Source organism: Acidaminococcus sp. AM05-11, from assembly GCF_003472805.1.
GTDB classification, from domain to species: domain Bacteria; phylum Bacillota; class Negativicutes; order Acidaminococcales; family Acidaminococcaceae; genus Acidaminococcus; species Acidaminococcus hominis.
Genome location: NZ_QRMX01000010.1, coordinates 43,297 through 57,515, shown reverse-complemented (window position 1 = coordinate 57,515; position 14,219 = coordinate 43,297). Strand labels below are relative to the sequence as shown.

The 14,219-nt window shown below is 54.2% G+C and carries 10 protein-coding genes and 3 tRNA genes; 11 read left to right on the top strand and 2 right to left on the bottom strand.

From position 1 onward, the window contains the following. Window positions 1-119: 119 nt before the first annotated feature. From polA to DW089_RS06780, 7 genes are all read left to right on the top strand, one after another. The gene (gene polA / locus DW089_RS06810) at window positions 120-2,732 is read left to right on the top strand and encodes a DNA polymerase I (RefSeq protein ID WP_105325938.1); all 2,613 of its coding nucleotides are present in this window, start codon (window positions 120-122) and stop codon (window positions 2,730-2,732) included. A gap of 15 nt (window positions 2,733-2,747) precedes the next feature. After that, on the top strand, window positions 2,748-3,569 hold the full coding sequence (mutM, locus tag DW089_RS06805; protein WP_105325937.1) for a bifunctional DNA-formamidopyrimidine glycosylase/DNA-(apurinic or apyrimidinic site) lyase: 822 nt from the start codon (window positions 2,748-2,750) through the stop codon (window positions 3,567-3,569). Between the two features lie 9 nt (window positions 3,570-3,578). Further along, entirely contained in the window at window positions 3,579-4,184 is a 606-nt protein-coding gene (coaE, locus tag DW089_RS06800; protein WP_105325936.1) for a dephospho-CoA kinase, read from the top strand. A gap of 207 nt (window positions 4,185-4,391) precedes the next feature. After that, entirely contained in the window at window positions 4,392-4,955 is a 564-nt protein-coding gene (locus DW089_RS06795) for a lytic transglycosylase domain-containing protein (protein ID WP_231086473.1), read from the top strand. Window positions 4,956-5,057: 102 nt separating this feature from the next. Next, a tRNA-Leu gene (locus DW089_RS06790) sits at window positions 5,058-5,144 on the top strand. Between the two features lie 31 nt (window positions 5,145-5,175). Beyond that, window positions 5,176-5,261 (top strand) — tRNA-Leu (locus DW089_RS06785). Window positions 5,262-5,302: 41 nt separating this feature from the next. Further along, window positions 5,303-5,389, top strand: a tRNA-Leu gene (locus DW089_RS06780). Between the two features lie 556 nt (window positions 5,390-5,945). Here the strand turns inward: DW089_RS06780 and DW089_RS06770 are convergent. Next, on the bottom strand, window positions 5,946-6,290 hold the full coding sequence (locus DW089_RS06770) for a branched-chain amino acid transporter permease (RefSeq protein ID WP_231086474.1): 345 nt from the start codon (window positions 6,288-6,290) through the stop codon (window positions 5,946-5,948). 1 nt (window position 6,291) lies between these two features. Further along, entirely contained in the window at window positions 6,292-6,984 is a 693-nt protein-coding gene (locus DW089_RS06765; protein ID WP_105325933.1) for an AzlC family ABC transporter permease, read from the bottom strand. 118 nt (window positions 6,985-7,102) lie between these two features. On the opposite strand from DW089_RS06765, the gene DW089_RS06760 reads away from it, so the two are divergent. The 4 genes from DW089_RS06760 to DW089_RS06745 all read left to right on the top strand — a co-directional run bounded on the left by DW089_RS06760 (window position 7,103) and on the right by DW089_RS06745 (window position 14,064). Next, window positions 7,103-7,657, top strand: a complete 555-nt coding sequence (locus tag DW089_RS06760; protein WP_158572335.1) for a helix-turn-helix domain-containing protein — start codon at window positions 7,103-7,105, stop codon at window positions 7,655-7,657. Between the two features lie 12 nt (window positions 7,658-7,669). Continuing rightward, window positions 7,670-8,251: a flavodoxin family protein gene (locus DW089_RS06755; protein ID WP_118286977.1), complete on the top strand. Its 582-nt coding sequence runs from the start codon at window positions 7,670-7,672 to the stop codon at window positions 8,249-8,251. Window positions 8,252-10,591: 2,340 nt separating this feature from the next. After that, window positions 10,592-10,903, top strand: coding sequence for a hypothetical protein (locus DW089_RS06750; RefSeq protein ID WP_118286976.1), 312 nt, complete (start codon window positions 10,592-10,594; stop codon window positions 10,901-10,903). 638 nt (window positions 10,904-11,541) lie between these two features. Then, entirely contained in the window at window positions 11,542-14,064 is a 2,523-nt protein-coding gene (locus tag DW089_RS06745; RefSeq protein WP_118286975.1) for a YadA-like family protein, read from the top strand. Window positions 14,065-14,219: the final 155 nt, after the last annotated feature.

Here is a 14,219-nt window from a genome sequence, read left to right as displayed (position 1 = left end):
GCAGGAACAATAAGCAAAACTGAGGAACGCCACTAGCTGGCAACCCCAAACAAAATGCTTTTTGCATGGGGTCCGGGGATATCGTATAATGGAAGTATCTGAGCAAAGGATGGTGTACTATGGAAGAAACATTCCTGATTATAGACGGCAGCAGTCTGATTCACAGAGCCTTTTTCGCCCTGCCTCCCCTGACCAGCCCCACCGGGGTGCCTACGGGAGCTGTGTACGGCCTGTGCAATATGCTGCTGAAACTCCTCCAGGAGCTGAAACCGGCCTACATGGCCGTGGCCTTCGACAAGTCCCGGAAAACCTTCCGGACGGAGAAATTCGAAGCCTATAAGGGCCAGCGCAAAGCTACGCCCCCGGAACTGAAAGAGCAGTTCCCCCTGTCCATTCGCCTTTTAACGGCCATGGGCATTCCCACCCTGGAAGTGGACAACTACGAAGCCGACGACATCATCGGGACCCTGGCTGCCTCCGCCCCCAAGGATGTGCAGGTGAAAATTGTCACCGGGGACCGGGACGAATTCCAGCTGATCAGCGACAATGTCCAGGTGTACTTTACCAAAAAAGGCATCTCCAACCTGGGCATCTACGACGAGGCCGCCTTTAAGGCCGAATACCAGGGCCTGGTGCCCCGGCAGATTATCGAGCTGAAAGGGCTCATGGGGGACACCAGCGACAACATTCCCGGCGTGCCGGGGGTGGGCCCCAAGACGGCCCTGAAGCTGGTTACGGAGTACCAGACCGTGGAAAACGTCCTGGACCATGCCGCCGACGTCAAAGGCAAGTCCCTTCAGGAAAAACTCAAAACCTACCGGGACCAGGCGCTCCTGTCCAAGGATCTGGCCACCATTTGCCTGGACGTGCCGGAAATCAGCCGGGACCCCAAGGCCTACGCCCTGACCGGCATGACCGCCGAAAGCCGGAAGCTGATGCAGGAACTCCAGTTCAAGAACCTGTGGAACCGCTTTCTGCCCGTGCTGGGCAGCCAGGAAGGGGACGCCGCCGCTGAGGCTGCAGGAACCCAGGTGGAAGCTGCTGCCCCGGCCCTGCCCCAGGTGGAAATCACCACCCAGGCAGAGGCCCAGGACCTGCTGCAGCAAATCCGTCAGGCCGGCGAAGAACTGGCCCTGACCTATGCCCTGTCCGGCGACCTGCCCCACCGTACCCTGGAACAGCTGAACCTGGTTCTGGGGGACAAGGAGTACGTCTGGAAGGTTACGGACAGCAGCAAGGCCGCTGCCCTGGAACTTTTGGCAGACCCTGTGGTGAAAAAAGCCATTCCCAATCCCAAGGAACTGTACAAATATATGCTGGAGCAGGGAAGTCACCTTTTGGGCGTGGCAGACGACCCGGAACTGGCCGCCTACCTGTACGAACCCGGGGAAAATTCCTATGAGCTCACCCGGCTGGCGGAAACCTTTCTGCCCCATGGGCACGGCGGCACCGCCCAGGACGCGGCAGCCCTGGTGCCCCTCCTCCGGGGCTTTTTGGAGGACCGGAACCAGACCCAGCTGTACCAGGACATCGAGCTGCCCCTGACCGAAAACCTGGCCCTGATGGAATACCGGGGCATCGCCATAGACGAAGCCATGCTGGAAGAAGTCACCAAGGAAATGACCGGCCGGGTGGCTGCCCTGGAGCAGCAGGCCTGGAACCAGGCAGGGGAGGAGTTCAACGTCAACTCCACCAAGCAGCTGGGCGTCATCCTCTTTGAAAAATTGGGCCTGCCCATCATTAAAAAGACCAAAACCGGGTATTCTACCGACGTGTCCGTGCTGGAAGCCCTCCAGGGCGAACACCCCCTGATAGAAACCCTCATTGAATACCGGCAGCTGTCCAAGCTGCTGTCCACCTACCTGCTGGGCCTCCATCCCCTGATCAACCCGGTGACAGGCCGGATCCACACCCACTTTAACCAGATGGCCACGGTCACCGGCCGGCTGTCCAGCACGGAACCCAACCTTCAGAACATTCCCACCCGTACGGAAGTGGGCAAGCGCATGCGGGCCATGTTTGTCCCCGGCAAAGGCTACGACCTGCTGCTGTCCTGCGACTATTCCCAGGTGGAGCTCCGGGTCATGGCCAGCATTGCCGGCGACGAGCTGCTGCTGGACTCCTTCCGTCATGGCCAGGACGTCCACGCCCGCACCGCCTCCGAGGTCTTTGGTGTGCCCCTGGAGGAAGTCACCCCCTATATGCGCAGCAAGGCCAAAACCGTGAACTTCGGCATCATCTACGGCATCAGCGACTTTGGCCTGGCCAAACAGCTGGGGGTCTCCCGGGCGGAAGCGGCCCAGTACATCGACAGCTACTTTGCCCGCTACACCGGCGTCAAGGAATATATGGAACGGGAAAAACAAAAGGCCCGGGACCTGGGCTACGTGGAAACCCTGTTCGGCCGCCGGCGCTACCTGCCGGACATCCACGCCTCCAACTTCAATAAGCGCAGCTTTGCCGAACGCACCGCCATCAATACCCCCATCCAGGGCACCGCAGCAGACATCATCAAGATTGCCATGCTCCAGGTGGAAAAGAAGCTCCAGGAAGCCGGCGTCAAGAGCCGGGTGCTGCTCCAGGTTCACGATGAACTGGTGCTGGAAGTCACCCAGGACGAAGCCGAGCAGGTGGGCAAGCTGGTGAAAGAAACCATGGAACAGGCCGTAAAGCTCCAGGTGCCCCTGGTGGCCGATGTAGCCACCGGCACTAACTGGGCCCTGGCCAAATAAGGAAGCGGTGAAAGCATGCCGGAATTACCAGAAGTAGAACAAGTACGGCTGAGCCTGGGCCCCCACGTGGACGGGAAAACCATCCTGGGCGTCCGGCTGGACCTGCCCAAAATGGTCCATTACCCGGCCCCGGAGGTTTTTGCCAAGGCCGTCCAGGGCGCCCAAATCACCCGTGTAGGCCGCAGGGGCAAGTACCTGACCCTCCATTTGGCAGACGACCGGTATCTCTTGGTGCACCTGCGCATGACCGGTGCCCTGCTGGCCGGGAAAAAGGGCGACCCCGAGCCGCCCTATACCCGGCTGGCCTTTTTCCTCAGCGGGGACGAAAACCTGTACTTTACCGATATTCGCACCTTTGGGGTGGTGGAGCTCCTGGGCCAGGACGACAAACGGGACCCGGGCTACGAGGCCCTGGGGCCGGAGCCCCTGTCCCCCGAACTGACAGCGGAATACCTGCGGCAGCTGGCCAAGGGCAAGAGCACCGTGCTCAAAGCCTTCCTCCTGGACCAGAGCCATATTGCCGGCCTGGGCAACATCTACGCCGACGAAGCCCTGTTTGCCGCCGGCATCCGGCCCACCCGCCGGGTGAACCGCATAACCAAAAAAGAATGGCAGCAGGTGGTGGACGGGGTGAACCAGGTCATCGCCCAGGGCCTGAGAAACCACGGCACCACCTTCCGCAACTACCAGGACGCCAATGGCGAAATGGGGGACAACGTAAAGTACCTTCAGGTGTACCACCGGAAGGGCAAGCCCTGTTTCCGCTGCGGCACACCCCTGGTGCAGATCAAAGTGGCAGGCAGGGGCAGCGTCTACTGTCCCCACTGCCAGAAGTAGGTGAGAGCAGTGACAGTTATTGGACTTACCGGAGGCATTGCCTCAGGCAAAAGCACGGTCAGCGCCTACCTGAAAGAACTGGGTATCCCCGTTTTTGACGCAGACGCCGCCGGACATCAGGTGGAGGCGGCCGGTTCACCCACCCTGCGGCAGCTCCAGGAGGCCTTTGGCCCCGGCATTCTTACCCCGGCTGGAGAGCTCAACCGGGGAAAGCTGGCGGACCTGGCCTTCCACGACCCCAAGGCCCTAACGACCCTGAACACCATCGTCCACCGGGCCATTGCCCAAAAACGGGACGCCTTCCTGCGCCAGTACGCAGCAGCACCCGTGGCCGTGCTGGATGTACCCCTGCTGCTGGAAACCGGCTGGGACCGCCTGACGGACCAGGTGTGGCTGGTGGTGCTGGACCGGGAGCAGCAGATACAGCGGGCCATGCTCCGGTCAGGCATGACCCGGCAGGAAGTCATTGACCGGATTGACCGGCAGCTTCCCGTAGAAGAAAAGAAAAAACGCGCCCAGGTAATCCTGGACAACTCCGGTACCCGGGAGGACCTGTATGCCCAGACCCGGGCCGCCCTGGAAAAGGTGCTGGCCCAGCAGAAAGCCCAGCGCTAGGCCTCTTTACAGAACCCGTTTAGCAGGGGTCACCGATTTGTAACAAAGAATGGTTGAAAGTAGCCTGCAAAATTTGTTACAATATATAGATAGCATCATTGGCTATTATTGGTTGTTTTGGTTGAAAAACGCTGCCTTAGGGCAGTTTTGCCTATTTGGAGAGGGATCCTATTGAGAACGAGAAGACGGAGACGAGGGCCGGGCTGCTTGCCAGCACTGCTGGTATTTCTGCTGCTGCTGACTACCAGTTTTTTTGTCTGGCGGACGGACTTTGCCCAAAAGAAGCTGGTGTATAACTGGCCCTACGCCCGGGAAATTCATCTGTACAGCGCCCAATACCGGGTGGACCCGTTCCTGGCCGTAGCCGTAATCAAAAACGAAAGCGGCTTCAAGGCGGACGCGGAATCCCACACGGGAGCCCTGGGCCTGATGCAGATTATGCCGGAAACCGGCGCCTGGATTGCCCGGAGTACGGATTTCCCCAATTTTCGGGATGAACTGCTGCTGAAGCCCGAACTGAACATCAAGTTCGGCTGTTGGTATCTCAGCGAGCTGGAAAGCGAATTCCACGGCAACGAAGTGCTCATGCTGGCCGCCTACAACGCAGGCCGGGGCACCGTCAAAGAGTGGATGGAGCAGTACGGCTGGGACTATGACTTCAAAGACATATCCCAGATACCCCTGGGCGAGACCCGGTCCTATGTTGGAAAAGTGCTGGCGGACCGGGATCGCTACCAGCAGTTATACAAGCGTTCCCTGAAAGATTACTAGGGCCAAAACCACCGGAAAAATTTCTCAAAAAAAGTTTTAAAAAAGTGTTGACGAAGTTCAAACCACATGATATAATTTCGTTGTTGTCGAGATAAGACACAAGCGGCCATGGCGGAACTGGCAGACGCGCTAGCTTCAGGAGCTAGTGGGGGCAACCCCGTGGAGGTTCAATTCCTCTTGGCCGCACCAAATTTTTACCGAAACACAATCACACAACTTTGCGGTTGTGGCGGAAAGGCAGACGCGTCAGCTTGAGGGGCTGGTGAGGGCAACCTCATGCGGGTTCAAGTCCCGCCAACCGCACCAATTACTTACGCGACAACCTTTTACAATTCCATAGTTTGCATGCGGCCATGGCGGAACTGGCAGACGCGCTAGCTTCAGGAGCTAGTGGGGGCAACCCCGTGGAGGTTCAATTCCTCTTGGCCGCACCAATATAAAACAGGTGCTGTAACATCATTGATGTTACAGCTTTTTTTGTTATGCTGGTACTATGCCTGGAGGTGTCAGCCAAAAGCTGACGGAGAAAGCTCAAAACGTATTGCGGCCCTTGGCCGCAGAAGGAACCTTCCCCACCCAGGGCCTTTGCATGCATGGTATGGCCCGTCCCTCCCCTTCCTGGGAGGCGGGGAGGGCATGGGGCCGGCGGCCGCAGTTATGAGAGTGTTGCTAGCTACAGTAGTGGAGACGCCATCGTAACGATTAACAATTGACTAGAGGCGGTTATGGAAGCTTCCTTCAAGGGTGAAGGAAGTGTCGCCAGGGGCGACGATAGAAGTTTAACAAAGCTTTTTGCGGCCTCCGGCCGCTTGCCTTCCCGCAGCAACAGCAGTCCAACTGCGGGAAGGTGGGGTGCGCAGCGCCTCGGATGGGCCCGCCCCACACCTACACCCCGCTGACCGCATCAACCCAAAAATTACATCGTTTTCTGCACCAAAAAGGCGTATCGTTCACAGCTTCATCGATAGTGAACGATACGCCTTTATCCTTTCACACAAACACCTGCTGCACCAGGTACATATACAGCAGCGTGCCTCCGGCAATGGAGATCAGCATCTGCCGCTTCCAGCATTGGAGGATAACAGTCACCAAGAGCGCAATGGCCTCAGGAATCCCGTGGCTGCCGGTAAACAGGGACACGTCCTTCAGGCAGTACACCACCAGCATGGCAAAGACTGCACAGGGTAGGGCCTTGCCCAAATACTGAATGTAGGGCGGGGTGGGCTTCTTGGAGGAGAAAATCAAAAAGGGCAGGAAACGGGTCAGCATGGTGCCCACAACGCACAGGGCAATGGTGATTCCTTGTTCAAATAAAGGCATGGGGGATGGGTTCATCTTAATTCTCCTCTCTTTGGGAAATAGGCCGGCGCAGCAGGGTCAGCAGCGCCAAAATAGCCAGCATGGTAGGAATCATAAAAGACTGGGGCCCGAAAAGCCACAGGCACACAAAGGCACTGGCAAAGCCCACCAGGGCCGGCAGGGGCGTGGTTTCCTTCCGGGCCTGTTCCACGAAAATCACCGCAAACATGGACGTCATCACGAACTCGATACCCTTGGTGTCCATACGGATAAAGGACCCCAACAGCCCGCCCAACGTAGCCCCGGACACCCAGTAGAACTGGTTCAGCAACGTCACAAATACCATGAACCAGCCCTTATCCACGTCTTCCGGAATATCCGCAGTATAGTTGATGGAAAACGTTTCATCGCACATCCCGAAAATCAGGTAGTATTTCTTCAGCCCCAACCCCTTGAACCGGTCCAGCATGGCAATCCCGTAGAACAGATGCCGGGCCTGGACCAGTAGCGAAACAATGAAGGTTTGCAGAGGCGCAAAGGGCATCAGCAGCATACTCACCGTGATAAATTCCAAAGAGCCGCCAAAAATCGTCATGCTCATAATCATCGGATACCAAAAACTGAAGCCCACACTCCGGGCGTAAATCCCATAGGCCATGCCCAGAAACCAGAAGCCGGCAAAAATCGGTATGGTAAAAGGGAAAGCCGCTTTCAGCGCTTTAAGTTTCATCTTGCTTCCTCCCTGATAAAATGATATATTAAACGTAAGTTCATTATATCGAACATTATAACCCATAGTGCCCTGCTATGCAATGCAAAAGTGCGGGCATCAGAGAGGGAGACCCCATATGGAAATCTCTGCCATCATAGGCAACAACCTCCAGCAGCTTCGCAAGGAACAGGGCCTGTCCTTGGACCAGCTGGCCCTGAAAACCGGCGTGTCCAAGGCCGTGCTGTCCCAGCTGGAAAACGGCAAAGCCAACCCCACCATCAATACCATCTGGAAAATTGCCACAGCCCTGCACGTCACCTATTCGGCCCTGTTGGAGCCGCCCCGGGAAAATGTCCAAAAAGTGGCCTATACCGACCTGCGCCCCCAATTGGACGAAGCCGGCCAGTACCGGATCAGCTGCTACTATCCCACCAGCCAGGACCGAGATTTTGAAATCTACCTGCTGGAACTGGACCCCGGCGCCAGCCACATGACCGAAGGCCACCCCGCCCCGGCCCTGGAGTATCTGCTGGTCAAGCAGGGCCAGCTCACCATGACTGTAGGCGGCCAGGTGTTTACCCTGGAGGCAGGGGACAGCCTGCGCTTTGACGCCAGCCTGCGCCATACCTACCAAAACAGCGAAAACAGCCTGATGCAGGCCTATTGCATCAACCAGTATCCCAGAGCCTAAGGAGGGATAACCATGAAAGTCCTGATTTTTAAAGGAAGCCCCCGGGCCCAGGGCAACACCAACACCCTGGAAAAAATCCTGGCTGACGAACTACGCCAGAGCGGAGCAGAAGTCACCGAAATCAACCTGCCGGACCTGGAAATCCGCCCCTGCACCGCCTGCCGCTGGTGCCAGAAAGACTGGAGCACCGCCGCCTGCGTCCAACAGGACGACCTGAACCCCCTGCTGCCCCAAATCCTGGCCAGCGACCTGTTGATACTGGCAACCCCCATCTATTCCTGGTACTGCACCCCGCCCATGAAAGCCCTGCTGGACCGGCTGGTGTACGCCCTGAATATGTACTACGGCGACAAACGCGGCCCCTCCCTGTGGAAAGGCAAGAACCTGGCCCTGCTCCTCACCTGCGGCTACCGCCCCGAAAAAGGCGCCGACCTGTTTGAAGAAGGCATGAAACGCTATTGCCGCCATAGCCAGCTGCACTACTGCGGCGCCCATTGCGAACGCCACCTGGGCTACAACACCGTATTTCTGGACCAAGAAAAGACAGAAAGAACCCGCACCTTTGCCCAGGAACTGTTGCGGATAGGAAAATAAGAATAGAAAAAGCAATGCCAGATAAGAAAAGCACTGCCGGAAATGGAACTCCATTTCTGGCAGTGCTTTTCTTATGAAGCGAAAGCCGGTTAGAGAGCAGTCACCCAGCGAACCCAACCCATATTGCGGCCGAAGGGTACGGAAGGGACCTGCCCCACCCAGGGCCCATGGATTCTTGGTATGGCCCGTCCCTCCCCTTCCTGGTAGGCGGGGAGGGCAGAGAACGTGCTGGCCTTTACGAGTGGTGATTTGATAGCTCATGTAGTGGTAACGCCTATCGTAATGATTAACACTTGACCAGTGGTGTCTTGGAAGCTTCCTGAGTGGTTCGCCGTGCTCCGTTCTCCTTCACTCTACGGGTTCGGCTCACGGACGGCTATCACATAGGTCGCATATACCAAATGTCCTCGGGGAACTGATTGACATTTGGATGCGACCGTAAAACGTTGCGTTCGCGTCCAAACAGCGCTACAAGTATTCCAAAAGCTGTTTGGAATACGCGAGCCATGTGATAGCTGCCCAGAAATTGAGCCCGTAGGGCGAAAATGACTGGCTAGCAGCGAACCGCTCAGGAAGTGTCGCCGGGGGCGACGATAGAAGTTTAATCCAGGTATCATTTTTTATCAATTATTAGCGGCCTTTGGCCGCAGAAGGAGCACTCTCCGTCTTATAACCCTCAACATTTGGGAGTCGCATCCGGTCGTCCACATCAAGGCAGCAATGGAGGACCGGCTAATGCGACCTCTGTGATAGCATTCCAAGAAGCAAGCTCGAAGAGCGCAGCTGATTGGTCCAATGCGAACCACTATGGGGAGGGTGTCGCACAACGTGCGACGGGAAGGGCGAGTGCCACCTGCGCCCGCCAGCGCGCGAGGTCAGCTTCTAGAGAAAAATTCGCAATAATAATGCACTTTTGATTTCTTGGTTTCCCCCACGTTGTGCTCAGAAAAATGTAATTTTAGAAACGTGGTTGTGCTGAATTGTTGACATCAATCAAAGGTGAGAGAGGTGGCGCCGGGAGGCGACGAAGAGAGTTCTAATAATATTGAAATAGCAATATGATTATATTTTTTTTGAAGCATAAAATATGGCTTTAAACTTCCTTCGTCAGCCTAGCGGCTGACACCTACCACACGCTTGTGGTAGGCTTCCAGTCCACCACTGGTCAAGTAGAATCTAAAACATGGTGCTGATAAGAAGATGACCAGTAATTGCTATGGAAGCTTCCTTCAAGCGTGAAGGAAGTGTCGCCATGGGCGACGATAGAAGTTTATCAAAGCCTTTTGCGGCCACCGGCCGTTGCCTTCCACTTACCAGTGCACTGCTCGTGCACTGGAGAAGGGGAAGGAACGCCCCGCCCTAACTATAGAGCGGGGCAAGGATGGGGTTCAAAAGTAGGATGCTTGCACTACACCCGTTGAGAATGTCGACCAAAAATCCGTTACAGAGTTTTCTCCAGCTAAAATTTGGCTACGGCCAAATTTTCTGTAGTTGAGCTACCGTCCTTCATGCACTAGCCCCAAAAGGGGACAGACCTTTCCCCTCCGGGGAAAATGGCGCCGTAGGCGCCAATAGGGGCATATGCTCCTGCCCGCTTTGCGGGCCCGGTCACCTCCCATTCCCGTGGACCGCACGACCATTTAAAGGCTCCTACCTTTATGCGGCCGCATCCAAACAGCCCAACAAATTCTGCAAGTGGCTGTTTGGTCAATAAGGCCCATGCGATAGCCGTCCAAGAAGCAAGTCCGTCAGGACGTAGCTGATTGGAACACGGCGAACCGCTGGGGGAGCTGTCAGCCACTTTAGTGGCTGACTGAGCGGGGATTCCCGGCACCAGCACCAGGAAGTTCGCTGACCGCACTAATATCAAAAAAGGAACGGGACTACCCGGCACCACATCACTTTAGGTATGCTGACCTTACGACCACAAATAATATTATTCATAGCATACCATTCTCAATTAGTAAATAATTACGTTAACTTCCACAGTAAATAAGAATAATTATATTCGAAAATTTTATCAAAACTAAATTTTCCAAGCAAAATGGTATTTGTGTTATGTCAAAAACTGTACTATAATGCAAATAGAAGGAAGGAAAATACTACAAATATGTTTATTTAATTTTAAAAAATGCACTAAATTAAGTACATAAGTAATTAAATAAGTAGACACCATACCACAGCGGTTAATTTCCTCAGTGCAAGTGTCTTAGCTGGAAACACAAGAAGAAATTGAAATCATAAATTATCAGTAAATTCAGAAGAAATATGTTAAGTTGATTGAACAAACGAAATTTGAAGAAGAAAACACATAGCATAACACTGGGAGGTGCGACTACTATGAAGCAGCAGAATAGAATGGCACAAGAAAAGACACAGATCGGTTATACAGATAGCTTGAGCAGCGTACGGGGACTGAAACACCGTTTGGTAGGCTCTGTTTTGACAGCCCTAATACTCCTGGCAGGTATTGGCGTGCCTCGGGCCTTTGCAGCAGAGCCCGTTTCCTCTGCAACGAATCCTGTTCCGACAGCTTCTGTAGCAGCTGATACGAACGCACCTGCCAACAAGGTCCAGACTTCGCCTTATGATGCCGGCGGCTGGCAAGCTGTGTTGTTTAATGGCATAAAAACCACTTTGCCACGATCCTAGGCTGCTTCACCGCAGCAACCTTCCCAGCGCTTCTGCGCTGTGAATATAGATGAGAAGTTTATCCAACCTCATATGTTCAACTCCCTGAAGTTCCGGGCGCTTTCCCAAACGAAGCGTCCGGAATTTCGTTTATAGGGAAGTATCCAAATCTTGCATGAATAGAGTAATCTCGGCTTTTCGTGTCCGGGATGGGGTTCCTAGCCAAATTTTCATACCTGCATCATCAATAACGTTTATCCATACCACGCTGTTATCCGTTTTAGTCATTTAGCATCCGCTGCTATAGAAAACAATAATTATTCTATTACAAAAAGCTATAGAAAATTCATTTTACAAATAATAGTGTATTTGTAAAATATGCACTTTAGTACTATAATGTCAGTAAGAAGGGAAGAATACTTGTAAAATGTTTCATATAGGGTAAAGTATTCTGATAAATAAAGTATAAATGTACTTTATTTAGTGCACAACGGGATGAACGGCTGATTTCCTCATACCACAAGAACTATCAGGAGAAAAAGACAGAAATCTAGCAAAAAAATATCAGTAAATTCAGAACACTATTTCCAAGAAAAGAAAAACATCAATTACCGAGAGGAGGAAAAGAACCGCACAGCACAACAAGGGGAGGTGCTATCATGAAACGGCAGAATGGTGTAAACCACAGCGGAACAAAGAAAAGCAAGGCCTACAGCCTGAGAAAACGCAGCGGAAGCGTATCGGGACGGAAACGCCGGCTGGTATGTTCCATTTTGGCTTCCCTGATGCTCATGGCTGGTATTGGCATGCCCCGGACCTTCGCAGCAGATGAAATTGTTTACCCTACGGTGAATAATGATCTAGAGGGTGCCGGCGGGACGGTTACCTATGACATTAATCCTGTGAATCACGGCACGAATATTGCCATTGGAGAAAATGCCATCGCCTTTGTGGGCGGCGGTACTCAGGAATCCATTATGTCCTTTGGAGAGACGCCAACAGAGACTAGTTCTGGCTATCATATTCATGGTAATACTGCGGCAAAAGAAAACCTGCCTGCCACTATTGCCATTGGGCAAAATGCCTATGCCCGGACCGGATCTATTGTTGTGGGTGACTTTACGTTGAGAAAAAATAATGTAGCCATCGGGGATACCACCGCGGGCCAGTTGCCGCAGTTTGGCGGCGTGGCTTCTACTACGGTTGGCACCAACTCCTACACCAATGGCGGTTTCACAACCACCTATGGCAGCTACAACGTGCAAACGTCTCCGTACCATGCAGCGCCTTTCTCATTAACCCCAGAAGGCATGGATAAAATTTATAATCCTATGAAAAATGCGTTTTCTACCGTCATTGGGTCCTTCAACTCTAATGAATCCATGACAGAATCCCTCAGCAACATGTATTCCGGCGTAGCCAACTACATCGGCGGTACTGCCAACAAGGTGAACTCCAGCAATGGCGCCGTGGTGCTGGGTGCCGGCAATACCATTAAGAACTCTCTGGGAAAGGTATCCATTGGCGCCTATGATACGATAACTGATTCTGTATCAGCCATGCAGGAAAAACTTATCGAGGGTGTTCGTACCAGCCCCGGCGGTGCTGCCCTGGTTGTCGGCGGCGGCAACGAGATTGATTCCTCCACCAATACCCAGGTTATGGGTGTGAACAACCAGTCCACCAATGACTCGGCGATGTTCCTGGACGGCGTGGGCAACAGTTCCACCAAATCCCAGAACGCCCTGGCCATTGGTTCCACCAACGTGCTGACGGATTCCAGCTATACCCAGCTGCTGGGCGACAACCGGACCCTGACGGACGTGGACAATTCCGTGGTTCTGGGCTCGGCAGCAGATACCCTGACTACCAACGTGGACAACGTAACCATTCTGGGCTATAACGCCAATGCTTCGGCTGCTGGCGGCGTGGCCCTTGGCTCTGAATCTATTGCCTCTGTGGATGCCGGCGTGGCTGGCTATGTACCCAGCGGCGTGACCCAAAGCGGCGAAGCGTACGTATGGACTTCCACCCGGGGCGCCGTTTCTGTAGGGGACGCCAATAACGGCATTACCCGGCAGATTACCGGCGTAGCAGCCGGTACCGCCGATACGGATGCGGTAAACGTAGCCCAATTAAAAGCAGTAGAATCCAAGACCGGCAGCTCCAATGTGAGCTTAAAGGCAGGCAACGGCATCCGGCTGGTGAAGAACAATGTGGATGGGTCCTATACCATCAGCGCTAACTTCCAGAATACCGGTACCAACGTAGTTGCTTTTACGCCCAATAGTACGGTAAAATTGCCCACTACTTCCGATACGGGGACCAGCGACCCTCTTAGCCCGGGCACCCCGGCAGTTGTTTTGAAGGCGGCCATGGCTGTGGCCCCGACTACAGTCGATGCGGGTGCAGCTACGGTGATTGGTACCCGGATTTCCGATGATACAGGAGAACTGACGACCCCTGACAAGACGGATGAGCTGAGCATCATTGGCGATAAAACCAACATCACCACCACTGCTTCTGGAACCAACCTGATAGTCAGCCTGAACAAAGACCTTGCAGTCAGCAGCGTGAACGTGAATAACGGACCCACCATCAATGAGAACGGCATCGATATGAACAACCAGAAAATCACCAACGTTGCCGATGGCACCATTGCCGAAGGCTCCAGAGAGGCCGTGAACGGCGGGCAGGTCTACCAGCTCCAGAACCAATTCAGCAATCAGGTCAATGGCCTCAGTGACCGGATCAACGGCCTGGATTCCCGGATAGATAAAGTAGGCGCTGGTGCAGCCGCCTTGGCCGCCCTGCATCCAACGGACTTCGATCCGGATAACAAATGGGACTTTTCCATGGGCTACGGCAACTACCGGTCGGCCAACGCCATTGCAGTCGGTGCCTATTACCATCCCAACGAATCCACCATCTTCAGCCTGGGCACCACTATGGGCAACGACAACAACATGGTCAACGTAGGCGTCACCTTCAAACTGGGCAAAACCGGCAACGCCGTAAACTATAGCAGAAAAGCCGCCGCCAAGAAAATCCTTCAGCTCCAGGCCGAACTGGACCAAGTGAAGAAAGCCAGAGCCGCCCAGGAAGCCAAGCTGAACCAGCAGCAGGCCGAAATCGACCAAATGAAGGCCCAGATTGCCCAGCTCTTGGCCCAAAGACAATAGCACCAGCCTATAGCAGCAACTGAGCAGCACTAACCCCAGCGCATTTGCACGGTGAAACCCTATAGCAGCCTATCCAACCCCAAGTCAAGTTGTGCAGCTCATTGAAGTACCGGACGCTTCCCTAAAAGAAGCGCCCGGTACTTCGTTTATAGAGA

Excerpts from the sequence above, each read along its gene's own strand:
- polA (WP_105325938.1), top strand. The coding sequence starts at position 120 with ATGGAAGAAACATTCCTGATTATAGACGGCAGCAGTCTGATTCACAGA.
- mutM (WP_105325937.1), top strand. The coding sequence starts at position 2,748 with ATGCCGGAATTACCAGAAGTAGAACAAGTACGGCTGAGCCTGGGCCCC.
- DW089_RS06770 (WP_231086474.1), bottom strand. The coding sequence starts at position 6,290 with ATGAACCCATCCCCCATGCCTTTATTTGAACAAGGAATCACCATTGCC.
- DW089_RS06765 (WP_105325933.1), bottom strand. The coding sequence starts at position 6,984 with ATGAAACTTAAAGCGCTGAAAGCGGCTTTCCCTTTTACCATACCGATT.
- DW089_RS06760 (WP_158572335.1), top strand. The coding sequence starts at position 7,103 with ATGGAAATCTCTGCCATCATAGGCAACAACCTCCAGCAGCTTCGCAAG.
- DW089_RS06755 (WP_118286977.1), top strand. The coding sequence starts at position 7,670 with ATGAAAGTCCTGATTTTTAAAGGAAGCCCCCGGGCCCAGGGCAACACC.
- DW089_RS06750 (WP_118286976.1), top strand. The coding sequence starts at position 10,592 with ATGAAGCAGCAGAATAGAATGGCACAAGAAAAGACACAGATCGGTTAT.
- DW089_RS06745 (WP_118286975.1), top strand. The coding sequence starts at position 11,542 with ATGAAACGGCAGAATGGTGTAAACCACAGCGGAACAAAGAAAAGCAAG.